Annotated in this window: 23 protein-coding genes; 7 read left to right on the forward strand and 16 right to left on the reverse strand. The window is 67.4% G+C overall.

Annotated features, from left to right (window positions below; translation table 11 throughout):
- Positions 1-30: 30 nt before the first annotated feature.
- Both OSH07_RS22470 and OSH07_RS22475 read left to right on the forward strand, forming a co-directional pair.
- Positions 31-813: an SDR family NAD(P)-dependent oxidoreductase gene (locus OSH07_RS22470; protein WP_266340941.1), complete on the forward strand. Its 783-nt coding sequence runs from the start codon at positions 31-33 to the stop codon at positions 811-813.
- A gap of 55 nt (positions 814-868) precedes the next feature.
- Positions 869-1882: an aldose epimerase family protein gene (locus OSH07_RS22475; RefSeq protein WP_266340942.1), complete on the forward strand. Its 1014-nt coding sequence runs from the start codon at positions 869-871 to the stop codon at positions 1880-1882.
- Positions 1883-1956: 74 nt separating this feature from the next.
- Here the strand turns inward: OSH07_RS22475 and OSH07_RS22480 are convergent, their stop codons facing one another.
- Genes OSH07_RS22480 through OSH07_RS22490 form a run of 3 tightly spaced genes read right to left on the reverse strand, consistent with a single transcriptional unit; the run spans position 1957 to position 4713 of the window.
- Positions 1957-2358 carry a RidA family protein gene (locus tag OSH07_RS22480; RefSeq protein ID WP_266340943.1) on the reverse strand — a complete coding sequence of 134 codons (402 nt, stop codon included), beginning with the start codon at positions 2356-2358 and terminating at the stop codon, positions 1957-1959.
- A 60-nt stretch (positions 2359-2418) separates the two neighbouring features.
- Positions 2419-3909 carry a M81 family metallopeptidase gene (locus OSH07_RS22485; RefSeq protein ID WP_266340944.1) on the reverse strand — a complete coding sequence of 497 codons (1491 nt, stop codon included), beginning with the start codon at positions 3907-3909 and terminating at the stop codon, positions 2419-2421.
- A 6-nt stretch (positions 3910-3915) separates the two neighbouring features.
- Positions 3916-4713, reverse strand: a complete 798-nt coding sequence (locus OSH07_RS22490; RefSeq protein WP_266340945.1) for an IclR family transcriptional regulator — start codon at positions 4711-4713, stop codon at positions 3916-3918.
- A gap of 382 nt (positions 4714-5095) precedes the next feature.
- Between OSH07_RS22490 and OSH07_RS22495 the strand changes: the two genes are divergently transcribed.
- The 3 genes from OSH07_RS22495 to OSH07_RS22505 all read left to right on the forward strand — a co-directional run bounded on the left by OSH07_RS22495 (position 5096) and on the right by OSH07_RS22505 (position 9781).
- Positions 5096-6400, forward strand: coding sequence for a type III PLP-dependent enzyme domain-containing protein (locus OSH07_RS22495; RefSeq protein WP_266340946.1), 1305 nt, complete (start codon positions 5096-5098; stop codon positions 6398-6400).
- Positions 6401-6669: 269 nt separating this feature from the next.
- On the forward strand, positions 6670-8181 hold the full coding sequence (locus OSH07_RS22500) for a M81 family metallopeptidase (protein ID WP_266340947.1): 1512 nt from the start codon (positions 6670-6672) through the stop codon (positions 8179-8181).
- A 43-nt stretch (positions 8182-8224) separates the two neighbouring features.
- Entirely contained in the window at positions 8225-9781 is a 1557-nt protein-coding gene (locus tag OSH07_RS22505) for an ABC transporter substrate-binding protein (protein ID WP_266340948.1), read from the forward strand.
- A gap of 69 nt (positions 9782-9850) precedes the next feature.
- Here the strand turns inward: OSH07_RS22505 and OSH07_RS22510 are convergent, their stop codons facing one another.
- From OSH07_RS22510 to OSH07_RS22525, 4 genes are read right to left on the reverse strand one after another with little or no spacing between them, the layout of a single operon-like run.
- The gene (locus tag OSH07_RS22510) at positions 9851-10999 is read right to left on the reverse strand and encodes a DSD1 family PLP-dependent enzyme (RefSeq protein ID WP_266340949.1); all 1149 of its coding nucleotides are present in this window, start codon (positions 10997-10999) and stop codon (positions 9851-9853) included.
- A 57-nt stretch (positions 11000-11056) separates the two neighbouring features.
- Complete coding sequence (locus OSH07_RS22515; RefSeq protein WP_266340950.1) at positions 11057-11545, reverse strand: hypothetical protein; 489 nt, start codon at positions 11543-11545, stop codon at positions 11057-11059.
- Positions 11542-12000 carry a helix-turn-helix domain-containing protein gene (locus OSH07_RS22520; RefSeq protein WP_266340951.1) on the reverse strand — a complete coding sequence of 153 codons (459 nt, stop codon included), beginning with the start codon at positions 11998-12000 and terminating at the stop codon, positions 11542-11544. The genes OSH07_RS22515 and OSH07_RS22520 overlap by 4 nt, the downstream gene beginning before the upstream one ends.
- Positions 12001-12002: 2 nt before the next feature.
- Positions 12003-13178, reverse strand: coding sequence for an N-acetylglucosamine-6-phosphate deacetylase (locus tag OSH07_RS22525; protein WP_266340952.1), 1176 nt, complete (start codon positions 13176-13178; stop codon positions 12003-12005).
- Positions 13179-13243: 65 nt separating this feature from the next.
- Here OSH07_RS22525 and OSH07_RS22530 point away from each other — a divergent pair, with 65 nt between their 5' ends.
- Entirely contained in the window at positions 13244-14005 is a 762-nt protein-coding gene (locus tag OSH07_RS22530) for an SDR family NAD(P)-dependent oxidoreductase (RefSeq protein WP_266340953.1), read from the forward strand.
- Complete coding sequence (locus OSH07_RS22535; protein ID WP_266340954.1) at positions 14002-14994, forward strand: GntR family transcriptional regulator; 993 nt, start codon at positions 14002-14004, stop codon at positions 14992-14994. Before OSH07_RS22530 ends, OSH07_RS22535 begins: the two co-directional genes overlap by 4 nt.
- A 206-nt stretch (positions 14995-15200) precedes the next feature.
- Here the strand turns inward: OSH07_RS22535 and OSH07_RS22540 are convergent, their stop codons facing one another.
- From OSH07_RS22540 to OSH07_RS22580, 9 genes are all read right to left on the reverse strand, one after another.
- On the reverse strand, positions 15201-16040 hold the full coding sequence (locus OSH07_RS22540) for an ATP-binding cassette domain-containing protein (RefSeq protein ID WP_266340955.1): 840 nt from the start codon (positions 16038-16040) through the stop codon (positions 15201-15203).
- Positions 16037-17056, reverse strand: a complete 1020-nt coding sequence (locus OSH07_RS22545; RefSeq protein ID WP_266340956.1) for an ABC transporter ATP-binding protein — start codon at positions 17054-17056, stop codon at positions 16037-16039. The genes OSH07_RS22540 and OSH07_RS22545 overlap by 4 nt, the downstream gene beginning before the upstream one ends.
- Entirely contained in the window at positions 17053-17955 is a 903-nt protein-coding gene (locus OSH07_RS22550; protein WP_266340957.1) for an ABC transporter permease, read from the reverse strand. The genes OSH07_RS22545 and OSH07_RS22550 overlap by 4 nt, the downstream gene beginning before the upstream one ends.
- A 16-nt stretch (positions 17956-17971) precedes the next feature.
- Positions 17972-18919, reverse strand: coding sequence for an ABC transporter permease (locus tag OSH07_RS22555; RefSeq protein ID WP_266340958.1), 948 nt, complete (start codon positions 18917-18919; stop codon positions 17972-17974).
- An 80-nt stretch (positions 18920-18999) separates the two neighbouring features.
- Positions 19000-20541, reverse strand: a complete 1542-nt coding sequence (locus tag OSH07_RS22560; protein WP_266340959.1) for an ABC transporter substrate-binding protein — start codon at positions 20539-20541, stop codon at positions 19000-19002.
- Positions 20542-21216: 675 nt separating this feature from the next.
- Positions 21217-22026 carry an ABC transporter permease gene (locus OSH07_RS22565; RefSeq protein WP_266340960.1) on the reverse strand — a complete coding sequence of 270 codons (810 nt, stop codon included), beginning with the start codon at positions 22024-22026 and terminating at the stop codon, positions 21217-21219.
- Entirely contained in the window at positions 22026-22898 is an 873-nt protein-coding gene (locus tag OSH07_RS22570) for an ABC transporter permease (RefSeq protein ID WP_266340961.1), read from the reverse strand. Before OSH07_RS22570 ends, OSH07_RS22565 begins: the two co-directional genes overlap by 1 nt.
- The gene (locus tag OSH07_RS22575) at positions 22895-23995 is read right to left on the reverse strand and encodes an ABC transporter ATP-binding protein (RefSeq protein ID WP_266340962.1); all 1101 of its coding nucleotides are present in this window, start codon (positions 23993-23995) and stop codon (positions 22895-22897) included. Before OSH07_RS22575 ends, OSH07_RS22570 begins: the two co-directional genes overlap by 4 nt.
- A 100-nt stretch (positions 23996-24095) precedes the next feature.
- Positions 24096-25115 carry an ABC transporter substrate-binding protein gene (locus OSH07_RS22580; RefSeq protein ID WP_266340963.1) on the reverse strand — a complete coding sequence of 340 codons (1020 nt, stop codon included), beginning with the start codon at positions 25113-25115 and terminating at the stop codon, positions 24096-24098.
- Positions 25116-25139: the final 24 nt, after the last annotated feature.

Here is a 25139-nt window from a genome sequence, read left to right on the forward strand (position 1 = left end):
CCGACACGCCAGAAGAAACCGGAGACCGAAATGGGACTGAAGGATTGGTTCGGGCTTGAGGGCAAGCGGGCGCTCGTCACCGGCGCGAGCCGCGGCTTGGGGCGCGAAATGGCGCTGGCGCTGGCGGAAGCGGGCGCCGACATCATCATCACCGGCCGCACGCAGGAAACGCTCGACGCGACGGTAGCCGACATTCGCGCGCTCGGCCGACAGGCCTGGGGCGTCATGGCCGACATGTCGGAGGCCGTGCAATGCGAGGCCGCCTGCAAGGCGATCCTTCGGGAATACGGCCCGGTCGACATCCTGATCAACAATGTCGGCAACCGCATCGCCAGCATGCCGATCGTCGAGGAGACGCTCGAGACCTGGCAGCAGTCGCTCGACATGAACCTGACCAGCTGCTTCCTCGGCACCAGGATCTTTGGCGCCGCCATGCTGGAGCGCGGGCAGGGCGGGCGCATCATCAATATCGCCTCGATGAGCGGCCTGATCGCCAATCGCGGCATCGGCGGGCGCGACTACGAGACCGGCAAGGCGGCGGTGATCCATTTCACCCGCTGCGCCGCCGCCGACTGGGCGCCGCATGGCGTTACCGTCAACGCGATCTGCCCCGGCCTGTTCATGACCGACACCAACCGGAGCTGGAACGAGCGCCGGCCGGACGTGATCGAGGCGATCGTCGCCCATATCCCGATGGGCCGGCCCGGCAATCCGCCGGAGATCGCGCCGCTCGCCGTCTATCTCGCCAGCCCCGCCGCCTCCTATGTCACCGGCGCCGCCTATGTCATAGATGGTGGCTACACCCTCTGGTAGTCTCAATCCCTGAGCCGGCTTACCAGGCGGCAATATCGCGCTTTACGGAGACATCGTGTCGATCCATTTCTTCGGCCGGCTGCCCGACGGCACCGCCATTTCCGAGATCCGGCTTGCGAATGCCAGCGGCGCCACCGCCTCTGTGCTGACCTTCGGCGCGGCGCTGCGCGACCTTGTCGTCCCGGTCGAGGGCGGAGAGCCGCGCCGCGTCGTGCTCGGCTTCGAGACGCTGGACGGCTATCTCGAAAACAACCGCTATCTCGGCGTCACCGCCGGCCGCCACGCCAGCCGCATCGGCGACGGCCACCTCGCGATCGACGGCAGGGAATACCAGCTGTCGCTGAACGAAGGCGGCGTCCACCTGCATGGTGGCGTCACCGGCTTCTCGCGCAAGCCCTGGCGCATCCTCGAATCGGACGAGGAATCGGTGACGCTCGGGCTGATCTCGCCGGATGGCGACGACGGCTATCCGGGCGAGCTCGACGTGCGCTGCACCTATCGCCTGCTGGCGCCGGGCACGATCCACATCACGCTGACGGCCACGACCGACGCGCCGACCGTGGTCAGCCTCGCCAACCACTCCTATTTCTCGCTGCTTCCGGGCACGACCAGCCGCGAGCACAAGCTGCAGTTCGCCGCGTCCGGCTATACGCCGTTCAGCCCGGCGCTGGTGCCGAGCGGCGAGATCGCCGACGTCGCCGGCACGCCTTATGATTTCCGGACGATCCGCCCGATCGCCGATCCGGCCGGCGACGCCGGTTTCGATTATGATTGCTGTCTGGTGGTCGACCGCGACGGCGAGGGGCTTGTCCGCGCCGCGCGGCTGGAGGCGCCGGACGGCAGCCTGGCCATGGAGGTCCACACCACGGAACCCTGCATCGTTTTCTATGACGGCGCCGGCCTGGCGCCGGACTGGCGCGGCCTCGACGGCGTCGGCCACCGGACCCATGCCGGGCTCTGCCTGGAGCCGATGCGCTTCCCCGACAGCCCCAACCAGCCGACCTTCCCCTCCGCCATCCTGCGCCCCGGCGAGATCTACCGGCAGGTGACGGAATACCGCTTCGGGTAAGTTTTCAGCAGCAAATGCGAAAAGGGCGGCCCCGGAAGAGGCCGCCCTTTTTCGTTCTCGGCAACTCGGACCGATCAGGCCTTCGGCTTGGCGATGGCGATGCACTCGACCTCGTAGCGCAACGCCGCGCCGAGGCAGTTGGTGATCGTCGTGCGGGCCGGGAACGGCTCGCTGAAATATTCGCGATAGAGCTTGTTGAAGAGCGGGATGTCGGCCGGATCCTGCACGTAGTTGCGCGTCTGCAGCACGTGCTTGAAGTCGCTGCCGGCCGTCTCCAGCACCTTGCGCATGTTCTCCATCGAGCGGCGCATCTCGCCCTCGAACGTGTCGGAGATGATCTGGCCGGTGGCGTCGACCGAGGCCTGGCCGGACACGAAGATCAAATCGCCGAACTTGGTCGACGGGCTGAAGGGCAGGTGCGAACGCGGGGTATCGGGCTCGCTCGGATATTCGATCATGCGGGTCTCCGTGATCATGGCGGATGTGCTCACCTCTCCCCCGGGGAGAGGTGAGGGAGGCTGGATTTCCCTCCGTGCTCAGCCGAGCGGGAAGACCGGCTTGCGCAGGCGGCGATAGGGCAGCGAGGTCAGCACGCTGGTGCAGGGGCCCGGCGTCGCGACCGTGTAGCTCCGGACCGCGATCGGGTCGTAGGCGCGGCGATGGGCGACGGCCGCCTTGACGCCGATCGCCGTCAGTTCCTCCGGAACGATGCCCTGCGAGCGCAGCTGGCCGAGGTCGAAGGGCGGCGTCTTGCGGCTGTTGACGAGGATCCTGACGCCGTCCGCCTCCAGCACGACCGAGGGGCCCATGCTGATATGGATGCCCTGCATGGCGGCGAGGTGGCTGTTGCGGTCCTCGAGCGTGAATTCGCCGTCGCTGCGGCTGACGAAGGCAGCCTCGATTTCGAGCGGGCCGGCGCCGAGCCGGCTGGCCTTGCCGCCGAGGCGCACGGTGCGCACTTCGCCGGGAACCGCGTCGGCGAACGCCTTCACGGTCTCGGCGTCTGCGATGGCGACGGCGGCATTCCGGATGCCATGGCGCAGGAAGCCGCGCAGGATCGCCGTGTCGTCGCCGGGTGCGCCGCCGCCGATATTGTCGGCCGGCTCGACCACGATGTAGGGCCCGCCTTCCAGCGTCCGGATCTCGGCGAGCGCGGTGTCGAGGTCCCATTCCTTCGGCTGGCCGAGCTCGCGCAGCTCGACCGCCAGCGCCTCCAGCCGGTCGAGCGCGGCCTCCGCCCGTTCGGCGCTGCCGGTGGTGATCAGCGAGAAGGCGACGCCGGCATCCGGCACGTCGGAGAAGGAATAGCCGCCGATGATGTTGACGGCCCAGATCTCGGCGTCCTCGGCCTCGATCTCTCGGGCAAGGGCTTCGAGATCGCGCATCGGCCGGTCGGCGGTGCCGGTGCCGGGCGGCGCCCAGATGATGGCGGCGTTGCGCGCATGCATGACGGGGCTGGCATGCTCGCGAAGCGCGCGCGCCAGCAGCTCGGCCGAGCGGACGGCGGAGTCGCGCGCGTCGGTATGCGGGTTCTCGCGATAGGCGACGAGACCGTTGGCGCCCTTGGCCATGGCGGCGGTGAAGGTCGCATGCAGGTCGAACACGGCATAGAGCGGCAGCGTCGCGGCGCCGGGGATGGCGCGGATGCGGGCGAGCAATTCGCCTTCCGGATCGACGCTCTCCGTCGTCACCATCGCGCCGTGCAACGCCAGCCAGATGCCGTCGAGGCCGCCATTGTCGAGCGCGGCGCGGAGGCCCGCTTCAAGCTCGCGCCAGAACGCTTCGAACACGGCCTGGTCGGTGGTGCCGGAGGGCAGGGCCGAATATTCGACGACCGGCACGACATCCCAGCCCTCGGTCTCCGCCACTTCCAGGAAGCCGTCGACCGTCGAGCCGTCGCCGCGCCGCGCGAGCAGCGCCGCGCCGCGCAGGATCTCGTAATCCGGAAGCCGGGTGATCTCGTCCACGAAGGTATGGGTCTCGTGATAGAGCCCGGCCAGCAGGATGCGAGGGCGCTTGGTGGTCATGGAAGGCTACCTGTTGCGGGACATGTTCGCCGTGATCTCGGCGAGGGTGGCGACGAGAAGCCGGCCGAGCCGCTCGATGGCTTCCGGCTCGAAGCGGGCGGAAGGGCCGGCGATGGAGACGGCGGCGACCGCTTCGCCGCCGGGCGCGAAGATCGGCGCGGCGACGCAGGCGCCGCCGATCTCGTTCTCCTCGAATTCCGTGGTCCAGCCGACGCTGCGGCAGCGTTCGAGCACGGCTTCCAGCGCTTCGGGGTCGGTGATGGTGCGGTCGGTCGCGGCCGGCAGCGAGCCGAGATTGTAGATGATCTTGCGGAACGACAGCGGCTGATAGGCGAGCAGCGCCCGGCCGCAGGCCGTCGAATGGTAGGCGGCGCGGGTGCCGGAATAGGACGAAACGCGCAGCGTGTGGCTGCCCTCGAGGCTCTCGACGATGACGGCGTCGGTGGGGCCGGGCAGGGCGAGGTTGACCGTCTCGCGCGTCTCCGCGCAGAGCTTGACCAGATAGGGCTGGGCGAGCGCGGCGATGTCGAGCCGCCGCTCGACCGCCTTGCCATAGACGAGGTGCTGCAGGCTGAGCCGATAGGCGCCGCCCTTGATGTCGCGCTCGGCCAGGCCGACGTCGACGAGCGCCGTCACCAGGTTGAAGGCCGTGGTCTTGGCGAGCCCGGTGCGGGCGGCGAGTTCACGCAGCGAGACGAAATCGCCGCTCGCCATCGCGTCGAGCAGCGCCTTGGCGCGGGCCACGGATTGGATTCGCGCCGCAACGGCAGCGGCGCCGCTCGGCTCGTACTCAGGCTTCGACATGCTGTTTCCAACCCCGGCAATCGAGACGTCGCAAGGCCTTATGTTCCATATAGTGGAACATTCAGGCGGTCCTCGTCCGTTCATTAAGACATCAAGTCCCGCAGGGGTGCAAGCCGAACGTCCGGTTTTCGCAGCTGAACTTTGGAAACGGTGTTGACAGAAAGGTGGGGCGGCCGCTTAAGTTTCAACCAGGCAACCAAATTTTTGTTCCATGATGTAGAATATTGGGCGCCATGGGGTTCGGTCTTGGCGAGCGGGGGGCGACAATGCGGGTATTTGTGGCGTCTCAGGCGGCCGGGACGAGGGCTTTCTCGTTGAAGCCGTCCGACCAATCCCATGCCGCCCAATCCTACGCCGTCCCCTCACTACTGGACCCCATTCCATGGCTCTGATTCCGCGCCTCGACATCGCGGCGCTCGATGCGCTTGAACTCGATCCTTCGACCAAGGGGCTTCCTTATGACGCGCCGCGCCTGACCGTCGGCGCGGTCGGACGCCAGGGCTGGAGCCTGCTCGACGGCGACCTGCCGCTGCCCGTCGCCGTCATCCGCGAGAAGGCGTTGGCGGCGAACAGCGCCTGGATGAGCGCCTTCACCGCGCAGAACGACGTCGTCATCGCGCCGCATGGCAAGACGACGATGTCGCCGCACCTGTTCGACCTGCAGATCGCCGACGGCGCCTGGGCGATCACCGCAGCGACGCTGCAGCAGGTCGGCGTCTGCCAGCGCTTCGGCGTCAGGCGGGTGCTGCTCGCCAATCAGCCGGTCGGCACCCAGGCGATCGATGCCTGTTTCCGCGCGCTCAAGGGCGACGACGCGATCGAACTCTATTGCCTCGCCGACAATCCGGACGGCGTCGCCATGCTCGCCGAGGGCGCGCGCCGCAACCCGCCGCCGGGAGGCAACCCGCTGCGCATCCTCGTCGAGATGGGCTTCATCGGCGGGCGCACCGGCGTCCGCACCCGCAATGGCGCGCTCGAACTGGCGCGCGCCATCGCCGCCGCGCCGGGGCTGGAGCTTGCCGGCTTCGAATGCTTCGAGGGCATGCTGCCGACGGCGGAGACGGCGGACGGCCTGATCGACGACGTCGCCGCCATGGCGCTGGCCGCGATGCAGGAGGGCCTGTTCCGCTCCGATGCGCCGGTCGTCATCAGCGCCGGCGGTTCGGCCTTCTTCGACCGGGTGGTCGAGCGTTTCGACAGCGTCGCGTTTCCGCTGCCGGTGCTGCGCGTGCTGCGCTCCGGCTGCTACCTGACGCATGACGTCATCGCCTATGCGACGGCGTTCGAGCGCATCGTCCGTGAAACCTCGCTGAAGCTGCCGGAGGGCGGGCTCGAGCCGGCGCTGGAGGTCTGGGCGATGGTGCAGTCACGCCCCGAGGGCGGCCGCACCATGCTGACCATGGGCAAGCGCGACGTCAGTCACGATGCCGGCCTGCCGGTGCCGCTGCGCTGGTATCGCCCGGATGGCAGCATGACGGCGCCGGCGGAAATAGCCGCCGGCCATTCGGTCGTCGCGCTCAACGACCAGCACTGCCACATGATCACGCCGCTCGACAGCCCGCTCAGGACCGGCGATCTCGTCGGCTTCGGCATCAGCCATCCCTGCACCACCTTCGACAAGTGGTCGCTGCTCTATCTGGTCGATGAGGACTATCGGGTCACGCGCGGCCTGAAGACGTTCTTCTGAGCCTCGTCCCGCCGCCGGCAGGTGCGCGGCGGGCCGATCCTGTTTCTGCTGGACTATCCGAGTTGTTCCACCGGGCGAAACCGGACGGCGTTGACATGAAATTTCTCGATTAATAGCCTGCCTGTCGATCGGCTTGCCTTGTCATTTCCGGACGTGGCCCGGATCGGGGCCAGACTTGTAGTGCCTGTCTCGCGGCCGTTTCGTCGCAGGATCTGTGCGCCGAAAATCTATTCGCCCGAGTTCGAAACAAGATCTCATGGAGATTGGCGTTGCGTATCGCCGTCATTCACATTTCGCAGGAAACCAACGACTTCAATCCGGTGCTGACCACGCTGGACGACTATGCCGGCTTCGGCATCTATGAGGGCGCCGAGATCTTCGAGAAGCTGCGCGGCTTCGGCCAGGTCGGCGGTCATCTGCAGGTGGTCGAGGAATCCGGCCTCGAGATCGAGCAGATCCCGATCATCCGTGGCTATGCCTCGGCGGGCGGCCGCCTCTCGGCCGAGACCTTCCAGTTCTTCCAGGACAAGATCCGCGCCGGCCTGCAGGTGGCGGGCAGGATCGACGGGCTGGCGCTGCAGCTGCATGGCGCCTGTTCGGCCGAGGGCGTCGACGACGTCGAGGGCGAGCAGATCGCGCTATGCCGCGAGATCCTCGGCCCCGATGTGCCGATCGTGCTCGGCCTAGATCATCATGCCAATGTCACGCAGAAGATCATCGACAACGCGACCGCAATCGTCGGCCACCGCACCCAGCCGCACGACGTCTACGACACCGGCGTCATCGGCACCAAGCTGCTGCTGCGCATCCTGACCGAGGGGCTGAAGCCGACCACCGCCTGGCGCAAGATCCCGCTCGTCTCGCATCAGGAGCAGTTCCTGACCTCGCAGGGACCGATGAAGGTGTGGTTCGACGCGGCCCGCGCCGCCGAATCCGATCCGCGCGTGCTGCAGGCGTCGAACTACCCGATGCAGCCCTGGCTCGACGTCGCCGAGGGCGGCTGGGCCACCATCGTCGTCACCGACAACGACCAGGCGCTGGCCGAACAGATCGCCGACGAGCTGGCTGATCTCTGCTGGTCGCTGCGCGACGATTTCCAGCTCCGCGAGTCGGTCTCGGTCGACGACGCCGTGCGCCAGGCCGATGCGGCGCCGGGCCTCGTCATGCTGAGCGATACCGGCGACACCGTATTCGGCGGCGCCGCGGGCGACAGCAACCTGCTGCTCGAAGCGATGCTCCGTCTCGGCATCAAGAAGCGGGCGCTGGTGCCGCTGATCTCGCCCAAAGCCGCCGCGAAGCTGGTCGCCGCAGGCGAGGGCGCGACGGTGACGCTGGAGCTTGGCGGCGACGCGGCGACGGAATTCTTCACCCCGCTCACGGTCACCGGCACGGTCCGCACCGTCGGCGGCGGACTCCTGAAGATCGAGGGCTACAACCACCAGAGCGAGGTCGATCTCGGCCCGTCCGTGATCTTCGATGTCGGGCCGGTCACGCTGATGATCACGACGTTGCGCGGCGTCGCCGGCAATGTCCCCGGCGTCTACCGGGCGATGGGCGTCGAGCCGACGGATTACGGCATCGCCGTCCTGAAGACGGCTTCGAACTTCCAGTATTTCGCGCCGATCTCGACCGGCGTGGTGCGCGCCGACACGCGCGGCCCGGGCCAGTCCGATGTCTTCACGCTGCCCTGGAAGCGGATTCCGCGCCCGATCTATCCGATCGAGACCTTCGACGACTGGCGTGCCCATTCTTCGCAGCCGGGCGGCCTCGCCAAGGTTTGAGGTTGGCCGATCGATCCCCTGCGAACGGGAGCGGAGGGGCCTCATGACGTGCCAGTTCTTCCGGGCGCTCAGGGGGCTCGTCTTCCTGGTTCTCGCCGCGGCGGCGTCGGTCGCCGTCGCCGGCGTCAGCCTGGTGGCGCCGGCCCATGCTCAGGAGCCGGCGCTCAGGGGTGGCACGCTGCGCGTCGCCATCCTGACCGACATGACCAATTTCGATCCGCAGCAGTTCTCGGCGGTGAATTTCCACCTGATCAAGAACCTCTATGACAGCCTGATCGAATACACGCCCGAGGGAGAGGCGGTGCCGAGCCTGGCGACCGCCTGGCAGATCGCGCCCGACAACCAGTCCGTGAGGGTGACGTTGCGCGACGACGTCAGCTTCGCGAGCGGCGCCAAGCTCACCTCGGCCGACGTGGCGGCAACGCTCGCCAAGGCCGCCGATCCCGGGCGCGGCAAGAACGTCTATGCCACCATGTCGATTGTCACGAACTGGACGACGCCGGACGACAGGACGATCGTCATCCACTTCAAGGCGCCTGCTCCGCAGCGCCAGATCACCGACCTGCTGCAGTTCACCATGCCGATCGAGGCTGCCGGCATCGCCAGCGTCGAGACGGTCCCCGCCGGCACAGGCGCCTACATGCTGGATAGCCGCGCCGTCGGCCAGGGGCTGAGGCTGAGGGCCAATCCGCATTACTGGCGCCAGGGCCAACCGGTCACCGAGGCGGTCGATTTCACCATTTTCAGCGACGACGTCTCGGCGAGCGCGGCGCTCGAATCCGACGCCGTCGACATCATCTATGGTAGCTCCGCACGCAGCGCCGTTCGCCTGCAGGATGTCGGTTATCAGGTGCTGCGCGGACCGGGGCCGCTGGTCCAGGTCTTCCGCATCAACTCGACCCGCGCGCCCTTCACCAATCCAAGCTTCCGTCAGGCCTTCAACTATCTGATGGACCGCGAGGGCATGCTGCGGGTCGGCTATGCCGGCCTTGGCGAGGTGGCGGCGCTGCCCTGGGCGCCGGCGAGCCCGGCCTTCGACGCAACCTATGCCGACGAATTCGCCTACAATCTCGACAAGGCGAAGGAACTCCTCGCCGCGTCCGGTCTGACGCCGGCCGAACAGAGCGACTGGAAGATGCTGGTCGGGGGCGATGACGAGCCGACCATCGTCGTCAGCCAGATCCTGCAGAGCGCGCTGGCCGAGGTCGGCATCGATATCGAGCTCGATATCCTCCAGGGCGCGGAATATACTGAGGCGCTGCTCGCCGGCGATTTCGACGCCACCTTCGGCGCTGTCGGCAATGTGCAGAAATTCCCGTCCCGCGTCGCCACCAACAGCATCTACCGCGTCGTCAACAATCCGGTGCTGAAGGACCCGCATCCCGATTATGTCGCGGCGATCGAGCGGGTGAACACGACGTCGGACCCGGCCGAGGTGAAGGCGGCTTATGACAATCTGAACCGCGTCCTCGTCACCGATGCCTTCGCCATCCCGACCAATTCCTATGACACCGGCCTGATCGTCGCCTCTCCCAGGGTCGGCGGCCTGGCGCTCGACATCGACAATCTCTTCGTCGCGCGCATGGCGGGTTTCCAGTGATTGGGGCCGGCACTGCGGAGGCTTGAGCGGCTTCCTTCGCCTCTTCCCGCAGGGAGCGGTGAAGGGAAATCAATCCGAGAGGCCGCGCGCCTCGATCGGCCAGATGTCCTCCAGCTTGTCTGCGCGGACGACGTGCAGGAAATCGTGCAGGTTCACGGTCGGGTCGCAATGCGGCACGCTGCATTCGAGGCGTGTGCCGATCGACGGCACCGGCTTGCCGGGCAACGTGTCGAGGCGGCCGAATTCGTCGCCGACGAAAGCGATGGAGCCGAATTCGCGGCCGTCGAGATAGGCGCGCGGCGCCGGTCCGTCGACGGCGAAACTCTTGCTGCCGGCGTCGATGATCGCCTCGCCGCGGATGTTGTGGGCGATGACCGTGACGGTGAGGAAGAGGGCGGTGCCGAACACGTCGGCGCCGGTGCCGTGCAGGTCGACGCGGCGATAGTCCTCATCCATGAACACGTAGGAGCCGGCCTGCACCTCGGTCAGGACCTTGTCCTCGAAATCGAGCAGATGGCTGCCTGTGCCGCCGCCGGTGACGATCGCGGGGGAGAGGCCCGCCGCGTCGAGCGCTTCGACGATGGCGAGCAGGCGCCCCATGGCGAGGCGGTTCTCGGTGCGCCGCGCCTCATGATCGAAGATGTGCTGCACGAAGCCGGCATAGCCCTGCACGCCGACGAAGCGGAGCGAGCTTTCGTCGGCGACCTGGCGCGCGAGCGCGACGACGCCTTCCGGCGTCGCGACGCCCGTGCGGCGCTGGCCGACGTCGCATTCGACGAGCACGTCGAGGCTCACGCCCGCTTCCCGTGCCGAGTCGGCATAGTCGGCGATCAGGTCGGGCCGGTCGACGACGACGGTCAGCACGGCGCCGCGCTGCGCCGCCTCGGTCAGGCGGTCGATCTTCAGTCGGCTGGCGACGGGCGCGGTCAGCATCAGCGGGTTGATGCCGGCCTCGAACAGGGCGAGGAGCTCGCCGACCTTGGCGCAGGCGATGCCGAGCGCGCCGGCGTCGAGCTGGCGGCGGGCGATCTCGGCGCATTTGTGCGATTTCGCATGCGGGCGAAGGCCGAGGCCGGCGGTGCGGGCCATGCCCGTCAGGGCCTGAAGATTGGCCTCGAACGCGTCGGCGTCGAGAATCAGCGCCGGCGTCTCCAGCCGGGGGCGGCCGTTGCGAAGGCCGATCAGGGGCTCGTTCAACCCGGCGACGCCGCGTCTCATTCCGTCTCTCCTGCGCGCGATCCGGCGCGCCGGCGCCGTTGCGGTTTGCGTTTCCCGTCAGCCGACCTTGTGGCCGGGCCAGCCCATCAGCAGCTTGGCGTCCTTCTCGGCGGCGCGGGCCTTTTCCGGATCCTTGAAGATCCGGAGCACGCAATGCGGTTCCCGGCGGTCGATCACGTCGTAGACCATGTGGTAGCCGGTCTTGTCCATGATCGGGCCGATCCAGCCGGCGCAGTGGTCGCAATAGCGGCCCATCGGCTCCGCGTCATTGTCCATCACCTTCGACAGGCTCGGGCAGACATTCATGCGCAGCTCCAGCCGGTCCGCGTCGAGATCGAGGTCCATGTCGCAGTTTTCCTCGATCTTGATGTGCGACCAGTACTCGTGCATGCCGGCGAGGCCCCGGGTCTGGATCAGGTCGAGGATATGCCGCTCCTGGTTCCCGGAGATAGCCAGCCAGTAGGCTTCGAGCGCGTCTTCGCCCTGGCTTTCGAGGAACTTGAACACCTCGTTGTAGAAGCGCGTGAAGTGGTCGCTAGGGATCATGCCAGCCTCCGGATGACCTGCCGGCAGGAACCCTCGCCGGTCAATTCGGTGTCGATGGCGAAGGGCGAGCCCTCGGCCATGGCCTCGTTGGTGCGGCGGGTCTGGTCGCAGAAATGCGGCGAGACGCTGCCGGTCAGCGCCTTCACATGGTGCCAGGCCGGACAGCGGCGGACCGTCAGCACGACCGCGTCTTCGCCGATCGCGACGTCGTAGTCGCCGCCTTCCCGGTCGAAGAAGTGCCGCCAGTGCCGCACAAGCTGGCGCGTGTCGCCGGCGATCAGGTCGGCGCGTATGCTGGCATAGACGTCGCGGCCGACTTTCCGGAAGATCTCGTCCATGGCTTCGACGCCGAAGCGCTCGACGATGAAATCGATCGTCGTGTTGGTGGCGCCATGGAAATCGAGATGGACGTTGCCGTCCTCCTCGTAGCGCATCGTGCCTGTTGCGGTCGCCATTCTCACACGCTCCCGTAAAGCCGCTCGCCGCCGACATAGGTGGCCTTGACCGCCAGCGTCGCCGGGTCGAGCACGACGAAATCCGCGAGCTTGCCCCGTTCGAGGCTGCCGATCTCCTGGTCCATGCCGAGTACGCGAGCCGGAACCAGGCTGGTCGCGTGCGCGGCGCGGACGAGATCCTTGCCCGAGAAGGCGAGATAGTTGCGCATCGCCTCGTCCGGCGCCAGCGACGAGCCGCAGAGCCCGCCATTCGCGTCGCGCACGGCCTTGCCGGGAGCGCTGGTGACGACGTAGCCCGGATAGAACTCGAAGGTCTTGCCCGGCGTGCCGGCATATTTCATCGCGTCGGTCTCGAGGAAGACGCGATCCTCCGGCAGCTGCGCCAGCAGGCGGATCAGCTGCGGGTCGACATGGATGCCGTCGGCGATCAGGCCGAGGGCCAGCGTCGGCTCGGCAATGAGGGCATCGGTCAGCGACACGACGTGCACGCCCATGCCGCCCGGCGGATAGGTCGGCATGACGTTGTACATGTGCGTCACCGCGTCGAGGCCCCAGGAGACATAGCGCGGAATGTGCTCCGGCCGGGCCAGGCTGTGGCCGAGATGGATCGAGACGCCGGCCCGCTTCAGCACGGCGATGAAGGCTTCCGCCCCTTCGCGCTCCGGCGCGACCGTGACGGCCTTGAGCCTGCCATCCGCGGCGGCCAGCATCCGCTCCGCCAGCCCGGCGCTGGGCGCCAGGATGTTTTCGGGATTATGGGCGCCCGGCGAGCCGAAGCAGGGGCCTTCGCTATGCACGCCGAGCGCCCGCGCGCCCCTGGCCTCGCCGCATTGCGCCGCGAGACGGGCGAGCACGCCCTCCATGCCGGCCGGTGGCAGGCAGGGAATCGCCGGCAGGAAGCCGGTGACGCCGTGGCGCAGCATCACCTGGGAATTGGTGGCGACGGCGCCGGCATCGACGTCGCAATAGAGGTGTTCGCCGAAGCCGTGCTGCAACAGGTCGAGGAGGCCGGGGAACAGGATCGCGCCCTTGCCGTCGACCGGCTGCCAGTCCTCGCCCACGACCGTCCCGCGTGGCACGAGGCCCGCGATGCGCCCGCCGTCGATCAGCAGGTCGCTCGCCTGCTGTCCCTCCGGCGTGACGATTGTGACATCAGACCATCTCTGCTTGACGGGCATCGGATTTTCCATCGTTATGATGTTATCATGCTAACAAACTAATCTGGTTCGGCAAGGAGAAAGAGATGACGCAGCCCTGCGTATTGGTGACGGGCTCGACCCACGGCATCGGCTACGGAATCGCCGAGGCGTTCGCCCGCCAGGGCGCGCGGCTGGTGATCAACTCGCACTTGCCCGACAATGGCGCGCTGGCGAAGCTGCAGGCGCTGGCCGAGTGCCATTTCATCCAGGCGGATCTCTCCACCGCCGCCGGCGCCGTCGAGCTGGTCGAGAAGGCGCATGCGACGCTCGGCCGGCTGGATACGCTGGTCAACAATGCCGGCACCTTCCTCGATACGCCCTTCGACGAGCTCACCGAGGAGTTGTTCGACCGAACCTTCAATCTGAACGTGAAGGCCTATGTGTTCGCCTCGCAGGCCTTCGTGCGCAAGCTGGCGCCGGGCCAGGAGGGGGCGAGCATCCTCCTGGTCGGCTCCACCAATTCGGTGATGGCCGAGCGCCACAGCGTCGCCTATGACGCCTCGAAGGGCGCGGTGCTGATGATGGTGCGATCCCTCGCCGTGTCGCTCGCCGGCCGCGGCATCCGCGTCAACGGCATCGGCCCAGGCATCGTCGAGACGCCGCTGACGAAGCGCGGCCTCGACGTGCCGGGCGTGCGCAAGTCGCTGAACGCCCAGATCCCGTTCGGCCGCGTCGGCCAGCCGGAAGATGTCGGCGGCGCGGCGGTCTTCCTTGCGTCGCCAGCGGCAGGCTATATCACCGGCCAGATGCTGTTCGTCGATGGCGGCATCCTCGCCATCCAGAAGACGTGGGAACCGCCGGTTTGAACCTCGAAGCCTCGCCCCGCCATCTCCAGCTCCGCGACATGCTGTTCCGGCGCTGGAAGACGGGCGGGCTCAAGGCCGGCGATCGGATCGAGTCGCAGAACGAGATCGTGCGTTTCTGCGACTTCTCTCTGATCACCGTCGTGAAGACGCTGAAGGATCTCGAGAGCGAAGGCGTCATCCGCCGCCAGGTCGGCAAGGGCTCCTTCCTCGTCGCCACGCCCTGGGCCGAGGCGCACCGGCGCATCGGCTTCTTCTACAATCGCGACATCGTCGGCGGCGGCATCTTCGACAATGCCTTCTACACGCGCCTGGTGATGGCGTTCGAGAAAGGCATCGTCTCGGCCGGGCACGAATTCGTCATGGGCTCGTTCACCGACGCGCGCATGCCGGTCGGCATGTGGGACGCGCTCGACGCCGTCGTGCTGACCGGCTTCACGCGCGAGACCCGGCTGGAGGCGCTCGCCGATACCACGAGCCAGGTCAGCCTGATCGACGCCAGCCTCGACGGCAGCCGGTTTCACACCTACCGGCTGGACTATGGCCCCGCCTTTGCCGCGATGTTCGCTGCCCTCGGTGGCGCGCGGCTCAAGTTCCTCTATCTCGATTCCGAGATCGGCTCGAACGAGCAGGCGGCGCGGCTCGCGGCGTTCCGCGCGGCGGCGGCCGGCGCTCCGGCGCCGCAGGCGATCGAGATCGTCGCCGTCAACCAGGAGATCGATGTCGGCAATACGGGGGCGCTGCGGTCCGCCGTCGAGCGCGTGCGGCCGGACGTCGTCTGCGGCCATGTGCATGAGAGCTGGCGACCCCTGATCCGCGCCATTTCGCCGGCGGCGCGGATCTATCCCTTCCTGCTCGACCAGAAGGGCCCGGGCTTCGTCGTCGACAGCGCGCCATGGATGGCGGAGATCCTGCCGACGATCGAGGCCAACCTCGCCGACCGCCAGCGCCCGCCCGCGACGCACAGTTTTGCCGCAAGGTTTCAGGCGTAGGGCGGAGGTCTCTTCACCTCTCCCTGAGGGAGAGGTGCGGTGCAAGCTGCTGCCCTGGGCCGGAGGACTCCGCCCCACGCTCGCCGTCATCCCGGCCTCCGAGCCGGGATCCATCCCTCCGCGCCTCGCTATCGGGAATGACGCCAAGCGTCCGAGGGCCCGGCCGCATGGATCCCTGCTTCCGCAGGGATGACGGGGCGGTGATCCTATGCGAGCGCGTTGCCCGCCAGGCCCGCCTCGACCGTCAGGATGGCGCCGACGAGGTTTCGCGTCGCTTCCGCCTGCGGGCGCGTGAAGAGGTCGAGCGGCTTGCCGACCTCGACGATCTTGCCGGCCGACATCACCGAGACCCGGCTCGTCGTATAGGCGACGACAGAGAGGTCGTGCGCGATGAAGACGAGGCTGAGGCCGAGCTCGCTGATCAGGTCCTTGAGCAGGTTCAGCACCTGCGCCTGGATCGAGACGTCGAGCGCGGAGACAGGCTCGTCGGCGATCAGCACCTTCGGCGCCGGCATCAGCGCGCGGGCGATGGCGATGCGCTGCAGCTGGCCGCCGGAGAATTCGTGCGGATAGCGCTCCAGCGCCTGCCGGCTCATGCCGACCTGGTCGAGCACCTCGTGCACGCGGGCGACGTGGTCGCCTTCGATCCTGAGCGACCGCAGCGGTTCCAGCAGGGAGAGGCCGATACGCATCCTCGGGTCGAGCGACGAGCGCGGGCTCTGCATCACGACCTGCACCGAGCGGCGGAAATTCCGCCAGCGCTCCGCGTCTCCGGCCCAGATGTCGGCGCCGTTGTAGAAGACGTGCCCCTGCTTCGGCTTTTCCATGCCGGTCAGGATGCGGGTGAGCGTGGTCTTGCCGGAGCCGGATTCGCCGACCAGGCCGACGGCCTCGCCGGGACGGACGTCGAAACTGACCTTGTCGAGCACGGTCAGCGTCGGCCGCGCGCCGATCAGCGATTTCCGGCTCAGCGCATAGGTCTGCGTGACTTGCCGCATTTCGAGCAGCGGCGGCGTCAGATGGGTTTCGTCGACGCGGCGGTTCATGGCGCGCTCACTCCGGCTTGGACGGCGGCCCCGGCCGTTGCGGCGATCGGATGCCAGCAGGCGGCGCGGCGCGTGCCCTTCTCCAGCTGCGGAACCTCGGTCCGGCAGCGCTCGGTCGCGGCGCCGCAGCGCGGATGGAACGCGCAGCCCCTGGGCAGGCTGTGCAGCGGCGGCACCATGCCGGCGATCGAGGCGAGGCGCGAGCTGCCGTCGAGGGCGATGTTGTCCATGGTCGGCTGCGAGTCGAGCAGCCCCTTGGTGTAGGGGTGGCACGGCGAGCGGAACACTTCCGCGACCGGCCCCATCTCGACGATGCGCCCGGCATACATGACGGCGACGGTGTCGCACATCGCCGCGATGATCGGCAGGTCGTGCGTGATCATCATCAGCGCGCAGCCGCGCTCCTGCACCGCCTTGTTGAGGATGCGCAGCACCTGCTTCTGCACGGTCACGTCGAGCGCCGTCGTCGGCTCGTCGGCGATGATCAGCTGCGGATAGCAGGCGAGCGCCATGGCGATCATGACGCGCTGGCGCTGGCCGCCGGAGATCTCGTGCGGATAGGCGCGCATCAGCTGCTCGGGCCGCGGCAGCGACATCTGCCGGAACAGCTCGAGCGTCTGCGCCTCGGCTTCCTGCTTGCTCGCCTTGGTATGGCGGCGGATCACCGACGAGACCTGGAAGCCGATGCGGCGGACCGGGTCGAGCGAGGAGAGCGGGTCCTGGAACACCATCGAGAGGGTGCGGCCGCGGCGGCTGGAGAGCGCCTTGTCGGACTGGGTGACGAGGTCGACGCCGTCGTGCCGGATGCTGCCATTCGCCTGCCAGCCCATCGGCAGCAGACCCATCAGCGACAGCGCGGTCAGCGTCTTGCCGGAGCCGGATTCGCCGACGAGGCCCATGCGGCCGCCGGCGGGAAGCGTGAAGTCGATGCCGCGCACGGCGGTCAGCACCGTGTTGTGCACGACGAGGTCCGTTACCTCGAGCGCGTTCGGGCGCTCCATCGGGGACTTCGTCATGAGGCCCTCCGGGCGAGCTTGGGGTCGAGCACGTCGCGCAGGCCGTCCCCGAGCAGGTTGAGGCCGAGCACCATCAGCACGATGGCGAGGCCGGGCCAGATGGCGAGCGGCGACGACACGCCGACCTGCTGCTGCGCCTCGTTGAGCATCAGCCCCCACGAGATCGATGGCCGGTGCACGCCGACGCCGAGATAGGAGAGGCCGGCCTCGGTCAGGATGCCGGCGGCGAAATAGAGTGTGAACTGGACGATCATCACGCCGGCGATGTTGGGCAGCACGTGGCGGGCGAGGACGAAGACCTTGCCGCGGCCATAGAGCTTGGCGGCGGTGATGAAGTCCTCGTTCAGCACGCCCATCGCGGCGGAGCGGATGACGCGGGTGAAGGACGGCGTGAAGAAGGCCGTCAGCGCCAGGATGGTGGTGAGCGCGCCGGAGCCCATGGTGGCTGCCAGCACCAGCGCCGTGACCATGCCGGGGATCGCCAGCATGATGTCGGCGCCGCGCGAGATCGCTTCGTCGGCGATCTTGCCGGAGGCGGCGGCCGCGAGGCCGGCGATGGTGCCTAGGATCAGGCTCAGCGTGGCGCCGCCGGCGCCGACGAGGATCGAGGTGCGCGCGCCGACCATCAATTGCGCGATGATGTCGCGACCGAGCACGTCGGTGCCGAGCCAGTGGCCGGGCGTGCCGGCCGGCAGGAGGCGGTTGCGGATCACCGGGATGTTCGGGTTCGACGGCAGGTAGAAGAACGAGACAAGCGCGATCGCCAGGAACAGGGCCGTGAGCACGAGGCCGATCAGGAGCGACGCGTTGCGCGGCAGCCTGCGGCGCGGCTTGCGCTGTGGCGGCGAGATCGGCACGCCGGCCGGCGTGGGCATGGGGGAGGGCTGGTTCATGGTCATGTTGGGCTTCTCCCGCTCACCGGCTCGACCGCACGCGCGGGTCGAGGATGCCGTAGAGGAGATCCACGAGGAGGTTCACGGCGATGACGAAGATGATGATCAGCATCACCGTCGACTGCACGACGATCACCTCGCGGGCGGCGACGTTGGCGAGCATCATGCGGCTGAGGCCCGGCAGCGAGAACACCGTCTCGATGATCACCGTGCCGCCGATCAGCTCGGCGATCTGCAGGCCGACGATGGTGACGAGCGGCAGCGATGCGTTGCGCAGGCCGACTTTCAGCAGCGCCTCGGTGCGCGTCATGCCGACGGCGCGCGCCGTGCGCAGATAGTCCTGGTTCATGACGTCGAGCACGGCGGAGCGGACATAGCGGATCAGCACGGCGGCCATGATCAGGCCGAGCGACAGCACCGGCAGCACCAGCGAGCGTATGGCGCCCCAGGGGCTGACCGACCAGTCGGTCCAGCCGCCGGTCGGCAGCCAGCCGAGCCGGACGCCGAACAGGAGCGAGAGCAGGATGCCGGCCCAGAACACCGGCACGGCGACGCCGACCTGGCTCACCAGCGCGAGGATGGCGCCGGACGGCGTGCCGACATTGCGCGCGGCGTAGGTGCCGACGGGAATGGCGATGAGGAGGCCGAGGATCAGGCCCGAAAGCGCCAGCGGGATCGAGACGGAAAGGCGGGCGGTGACGAGGTCGGAGACGCGCTCATTGGTGCGGAAGGAGCGGCCGAGATCGCCGGAAAGCATGTTGCCGATCCAGTCGAAATACTGGACGAAGAGCGGGCGGTCGAGGCCATAGGTGTGGGCGAGCGCGTCGATCGCCTCGGGCGTCGCGCCCTTGCCGAGCACCACGGCGGCGACATTGCCGCCGGCGCCCCGGATCAGCAGGAAGATCGCCACCGAGGCGATGAAGATGGCGCCCAGGAAGAACACCAGTTTGCGCAGGACGTAGATCGCCATCAAGCTTTCCCGGAGAGGATCGTCGGATGCGGCCGCCGCCGGCCCGCAGGCGGGCGACGGCCGGTCTTGGACTGGCTGGCTTACCAGTGCAGCTTGTTGAGCTCGATCGCGACGTTGACGCGCGGCTCTTCAAAACCATTCAGGTCGGGATTGAACAGGCCGACGCCCTTCTTGGCGATCAGCGGGATGATGACGGCATCCTTGCGCAGGATGTCGGCGGCCTGCTTCATCTTCGCGACATAGTCTTCCTGCGTCAGGGCGACGTCAGCATCGGCGAGCGCCTTGGTATATTCGGCCGAGCAATATGTGCTCCAGCCGGCCTTGGACGGATCCGGGCAGGCGAACTGAACCGGGTTGGCGTCGCCCGACATGATGGTGACGTCGAACTGCGGCGGCCGGCCCTGGAAGATCAGCTGCGAATAACGGGCGAGGTCGATCGCGTTGCGGGTGACGTTGAAGCCGGCGGCCTGCATGGCCGGAACCATGATATCGGCCGGCAGCGACAGGTCGGGCACGTCGCTAAGCGAGGCGTATTCGAGCGGCGTGCTCGCGTAGCCCTTCTCGGCGATCGTCGCCATCGCGCCTTCCATGTCATAGGGGAACGGGCAGGTCTCGGCGTTTTCCGGCGAGTACCAGACCTGGTTCGGCAGCGCGAAGGTGCAGGTGTTCTCCGCGCCCCAGGCGGCGCCGAAGGCGTCGTTGTAGGACTGGCGGTCGAGCGTCTTGGCGATGGTCTCGCGCAGGCCCTTGTCGAGCTTCTGGTTCAGCACCGCATAGGTCGGCTCGCCCACCTGCGGATAGGTGACGAGCGTGTACTTCTTGTCGAGCTCGCGCTTGGAGAGCTGCTCCCAGAGGTCGATCGTGATGACGGGGAGCGAATCCACCTCGCCCGCCTCGAGCGCGTTGAGGCCGGCCGTGCCGTCGGTGATGATGCGGACGGTGACGTTCTCGATCGCCGGCTTCTTGCCCCAGTAGGTCGGGTTGGCGGTGAACTCGAAGGCGCTGTTGGTGGTGTAGTTGGCGAGCTTGTACGGGCCGGTGCCGATCGGGTTGGTGGCGATGTTGGCCGCGTTCGCCTCGGGCTGGATCAGGCTGGAGATCGTGCCCATGCCCTGCCAGAAGTTCTGGCTCGGCCGCGAGAGGGTGACCTTGACCGTGTGGTCGTCGAGCTTCTCGATCGACTTCACCGCTTCATAGGCGGCGGCGTAGTCGACGACCGGGCTCTTGCTCATGGTGTTGAGCGAGAAGACGACGTCGTCGGCCGTCACCGGCGCGCCGTTCGAGAACGTCGTGTCGCGGATCTTGAAGGTGTAGGTCAGCTTGTCGTCGCTGATCGTCCAGCTCTCTGCGACGCCGGGCTCGACGCTGCCGTCCTTGTTGAAATAGACGAGCGGCTCGACAACGTTGGCCGGGATCCAGAGCCGCATCGCGGTCAGGTTGCTCTTGACGAAGTCGAGCGTGCCGGGATCCTGCCGGGCGACGAGGATCATCTTGTTTTCGGCCGCGCGCGGCGAGGCGGCCTCTGCCGTCGGGGCCAGGCCCCCGAGGGCGCCGGCGAAGAACGCCGCGGCAGCCGTCAGCAGGCCGAGGCGCTTGGTGATCGAATTCAGTTTTCCCTGCATGTCCCAATTCCCCTTCTGGAAGTACCGGACGTTCGAACGTCTCGTTGTGGCGTGATCTGACGTGTCACTTGCCACACTCGTCTTGGCCCGATGGCCGGCAGCCAGCGCCGGATGACGGGCCGTGTCCGCCACGCTGCGGCGGACGGATCTATTGCGATGTCTCGAAGGCCCGGGCGCCGTGCCCGGATGCGGTATGGATCCGTCGATCCCACCGCAGTACCGTGTCGTTCCGCCTCGCCCCGGTTCTCTTGCTCAAGACTTCGTCCTACAATGTAGAATGAAAAATCATGCTAGTCTGGAGCAGTTTGAATAGGATCCCGCGCAAATGCAATAGGCATGCGGCAGGTGAAGAGCTCTGCAGCATTCCGCTGGATAATACGAAACATCTTCATTCCATATCATGGAATATTATCTTCGCTCGCGGAGCGACGGGCGGGCCGCGCCACTCCACGCGACGCAGCGCCGCCACCCGCGCCGAGGCGCGGAAGCGGGCGCTATCCAACGATTATCGATAGTCGGCCGGAAGGAAGGCATGCGTCATCGCGCCGCCACGGTCGCGCAGGACGCGTCGGCGGTTCGCGGCAAGCCGCTCGCGAAGAAATGCCGGGGAAAGTCGCCGGGTTGCCTGGGGCAGCCGGTGCCGATCGCGCCATGGCAGGCGCGATCGGTTGGAGCCTAGTTGTCGTCCGATCCCGCCACGGCGGAAGCCGGCATCAGGTAGCGCACGGCGATCAGGCAGAGCACGGTCGTGAACAGCAGCACCAGCGCGACGAGCGCATTGATGTCGGGCGTGAAGCCGAGCCGCATCATCGCCCAGAGCCGCACGGGCAGGGTGCTCTGCGTGCCGGTGACGAGCAGCGTGATCATCGTCTCGTCGAAGGAGAGCGCGAAGGCGAGGATCGCGGCGCCGACCATGGCGCTGGAGAGGTTGGGCAGCAGCACCAGGCGAAAGGTCTGCCAGCCGCTGGCGCCGAGATCGTAGGACGCCTCGACCAGGCTGCCGCTCAGCGATTGCAGCCGCGTCAGGATGGTGCGGTAGACCAGCGCCAGCACGAAGACGGTGTGGCCGATGATGATGGTCAGCAGCGAGCGCTCGAATTCGACCTGGCGGAAGAAGATCAGCAGCGCCAGGCCGGTGATGATCGGCGGCATCAGGAAGGGCAGGAAGATGATGAACTGCAGGAACTGGCGGCCGCGAGCGTTGGGTGACGCATAGTAGAGCGCCAGCCCGGTGCCGAGGGCGACCGACAGCACGACGGCGCCGGCGCCGACGATCAGCGTCGTCCAGAGCGCCGACAGCACGCTCTCGTTGCGCGTCAGGTCTGCATAGGCCGAGGTCGTCGGCTGCGACCAGTCCACCATGCCGTGGCTGACGCTGAAGAAGGACGAGACGATTGGCACCAGCAGCGGGCCGTAGAGCAGGATGAAGACGAAGGCGGTGAGGGTGACGAGCAGCGCCGGGGCCGCCCTGTCGGCGAGCCGCATCACTGGATCCTCCCGCGGCTGCTTTCGACCCGGCCGCCGAGGCGGATCGCCAGGATCACGACGGCGGCGAGGATCACCGAGAGCGCCGCGCCGAACGGCCAGTTGAAGGCGGTTCCGAACTGGCTGTAGATGATGCGGCCGAAGGTGAAGCCGGACTGGCCGCCGACCATTTGTGGCGTCAGGAAATCGCCGATCGCCAGCACGAAGACGAAGCTCATCGCCGACAGCGTGCCGGGCAGGCTCAGGGGCACCGTCACGCGCCAGAAGGTCTGGGCGTTGGTGGCGCCGAGATCGGCCGAGGCATGGCGGAGCGCCTTCGGGATCCGCTCCAGCGACAGGAAGATCGGCAGCACCGCGAACGGGATCAGCAGCACGGTGAGCGTCAGCAGGACGGCGTTCAGGTTGAAGACGAACAGCATGGACGGCTTGTCGATGATGCCGGTCGCGAGCAGGGCGCGGTTCAGCACGCCATTGCCGCCGAGGATGCTGCGCACCGCGTAGATCTTGATGACGTAGCTCATCAGCAGCGGCACGAGCAGCAGCACCAGCAGCATGTAGCGGCTGCGCCCGCGCAGCGTCGTCAGGAAATAGGCGACCGGGAAGGCGAACAGCACGCAGAGCAGGGCGACGGCGAGACAGAGCAGGCAGGTGCGCCAGAAGATCGGCAGGAACACCGGGTCGGTGAAGAAGCGGACATAGTTGGCGATCGTCGGCGAGAAGACGATGCTGCCATGGTCGACGCTGAAGAACGAATAGACGAGGAAGAGCGCCATCGGCGCCAGCACGAAACCGAACGGCACCACGAAGGCGGCGAAGGTGGCGAACCAGGGCGTCAGCCGGCTCGGTCTGGCGGAGGCGGCGCTGTCGCTCATGCCGGCACCAGGCGGCAGGCGCTGGTGGGGACGGTGAAGGCGACCGTCTCGCCCTGCGAGAGCGCCGTGCCGTCCGGGCGGCTCTGGAGGCGCGCCTTCAAGACCTGCTGCGGCTGGTCGATGGCGGCGGCGTTCACCATGGTCGAGGCGCCGCCGAACGCGACCTGCGCGATGCGGGCGGCGATCCGGTTGCCGTCGCCGGCGCCATTGCCGATCCCGACCGCTTCCGGCCGGAACACGGCAAGCGCCGGGCTGCCGGCGGGAAGGGCGGCGATCTGCGGCTGGCCGTCGACGGCGCAGACGAGCCGGCCGATGGCGGTGTCGATCGCGCGGGTCGCGCCGTCGACCGGTCCGAGCGTGCCGGGAACGAGATTGTTCTCGCCGAAGAACTTGGCGACGAATTCGGTGCCCGGCCGATAGTAGACCTCGTGCGGCGAGCCGATCTGCTCGATGCGGCCGGCGCTCATCACGCAGATCCTGTCGGCCATGGCGATCGCCTCTTCCTGGTCGTGGGTGACGAACAGGAAGGTGGTGCGGATCTCGGTCTGGATCGACTTCAGGAAGGTTTGCATGTGGCGGCGCAGCTCGACGTCGAGGGCGGCGAGCGGCTCGTCGAGCAGGATCAGGCGCGGCCGGCAGATGATGGCGCGGGCGAGCGCCACGCGCTGGCGCTGGCCGCCGGAAAGCTGGGCCGGGAAGCGCTTGCCGAGATGGCCGAGCTGGACCAGCTCGAGCGCGTCGGCGACGCGCTTCGCCGTCTCGGCGCGCGGCGTGCCGCGCACGGCGAGGCCGTAGCCGACATTCGCCTCCACAGTCAGGTGCGGGAACAGGGCGTAGTCCTGGAACACCGTGTTGAAGGGCCGCTTGTTGATCGGCATGGCGGCGATGTCGCTGCCGTCGAGCAGGATCTGGCCGCCGGAAGGCTGGGTGAAGCCGCCGATCAGGCGCAGGATCGTCGTCTTGCCGGAGCCGGACGGGCCGAGGATGGTGATGAACTCGCCGTCATGCACGTCGAGATCGATCGAGTGCAGGATGGCGGTCGCGCCATAGCTTTTCGAAACCGACCGCAGTTTCAGAAGGATACCGGCTTCGCTCATTACCACCCCGAACCATCGACAAAGGGCCCCGCGCGCGGCGGCGCGGGTCGAGACAGGAAAGGATGGAGCCTTGGCTCCATCCGGTTGTCGAGAGCCGGCGCTACTGCGAGGCCTTGATTTCATTCCAGAGGTCGGAACGCTTCAACGGGTCTTCGACGCTCTCGAGCCAGACCAGCTTGTCCTTGTCGTTGGCGTTCGAGCTGGCGACAGCGGTGTTGCCGAAGCCGGTACGCTCGGAGAGCTCGGCGCCGATCTTCTTGTCGAGCAGGAAGTTGACCCACTTGGCGGCCGCGTCCGGATCCTTGGCGCCGCTGGTCAGGGCCCAGTTGTCGAGCCAGGAGAGGGAGCCCTCCGCCGGCGCGATATAGGCGACATGGGCGCCGACCTTCTGCATCGCCTTCAGCTGCTGCTGGCCGTAATTGGCCCAGATCAGCGCGACGTCGTTGTTCTGGTAGATCTGCAGGGCTTCGTCGGCCGTCGTATAGAAGCTGAGCACGTTCGGCTTCAGCTCCAGCAGCTTGGCCTTGACCGCCGCGAACTGGTCGTCCGAGAGGTGGAACGGGTTCTCGATGCCGAGCGTCAGCGCGGTGAACGAGAAATTATGCTCGCCATTGTCATAGGCCAGCACCTTGCCCTGGTACTGCGGGTCCCAGAGCACGGACATCGAGGTCGGCGCCGGCTTCACCTTGTCGGTGTCATAGATCAGGCCGATCGAATCGAAGCAGAACGGAATGCCATAGGCCTTGCCGTCGCGGGTGACGCCGCTGATCTTGGACAGGTCCTGGAAGCGCGGCAGCACGTCCTTCTGGTTCGGGATCTTGGAAAGATCCCACGGCTTGACCAGGTCGGCGTCGATATAGCGCTGAAGCTGCGCCGTATTGACGGCCATGACGTCGAAGTCCTTGCCTTCGCTGCCCTTGATCTTGGCCCAGATCTCGTCATCGCTGCCGACGAAGACGACGTCGACGTCGATGCCGGTTTCCTTGGTGAAGTCCTTGACCCAGTCCGGGTCGGCATAGCCTTCCCAGGCGAGGACGCGTAGCGTCTCAGCCGAAGCGGCGGAGACCCAGAGTCCGGCCGCCAGCGCGGCGGCTCCCAGCACAGCTTTCAAACTCGTCATCACACTTCTCCTCTGGATGGGTGT

It is taken from the genome of Kaistia nematophila (genome assembly GCF_026343855.1).
GTDB classification, from domain to species: domain Bacteria; phylum Pseudomonadota; class Alphaproteobacteria; order Rhizobiales; family Kaistiaceae; genus Kaistia; species Kaistia nematophila.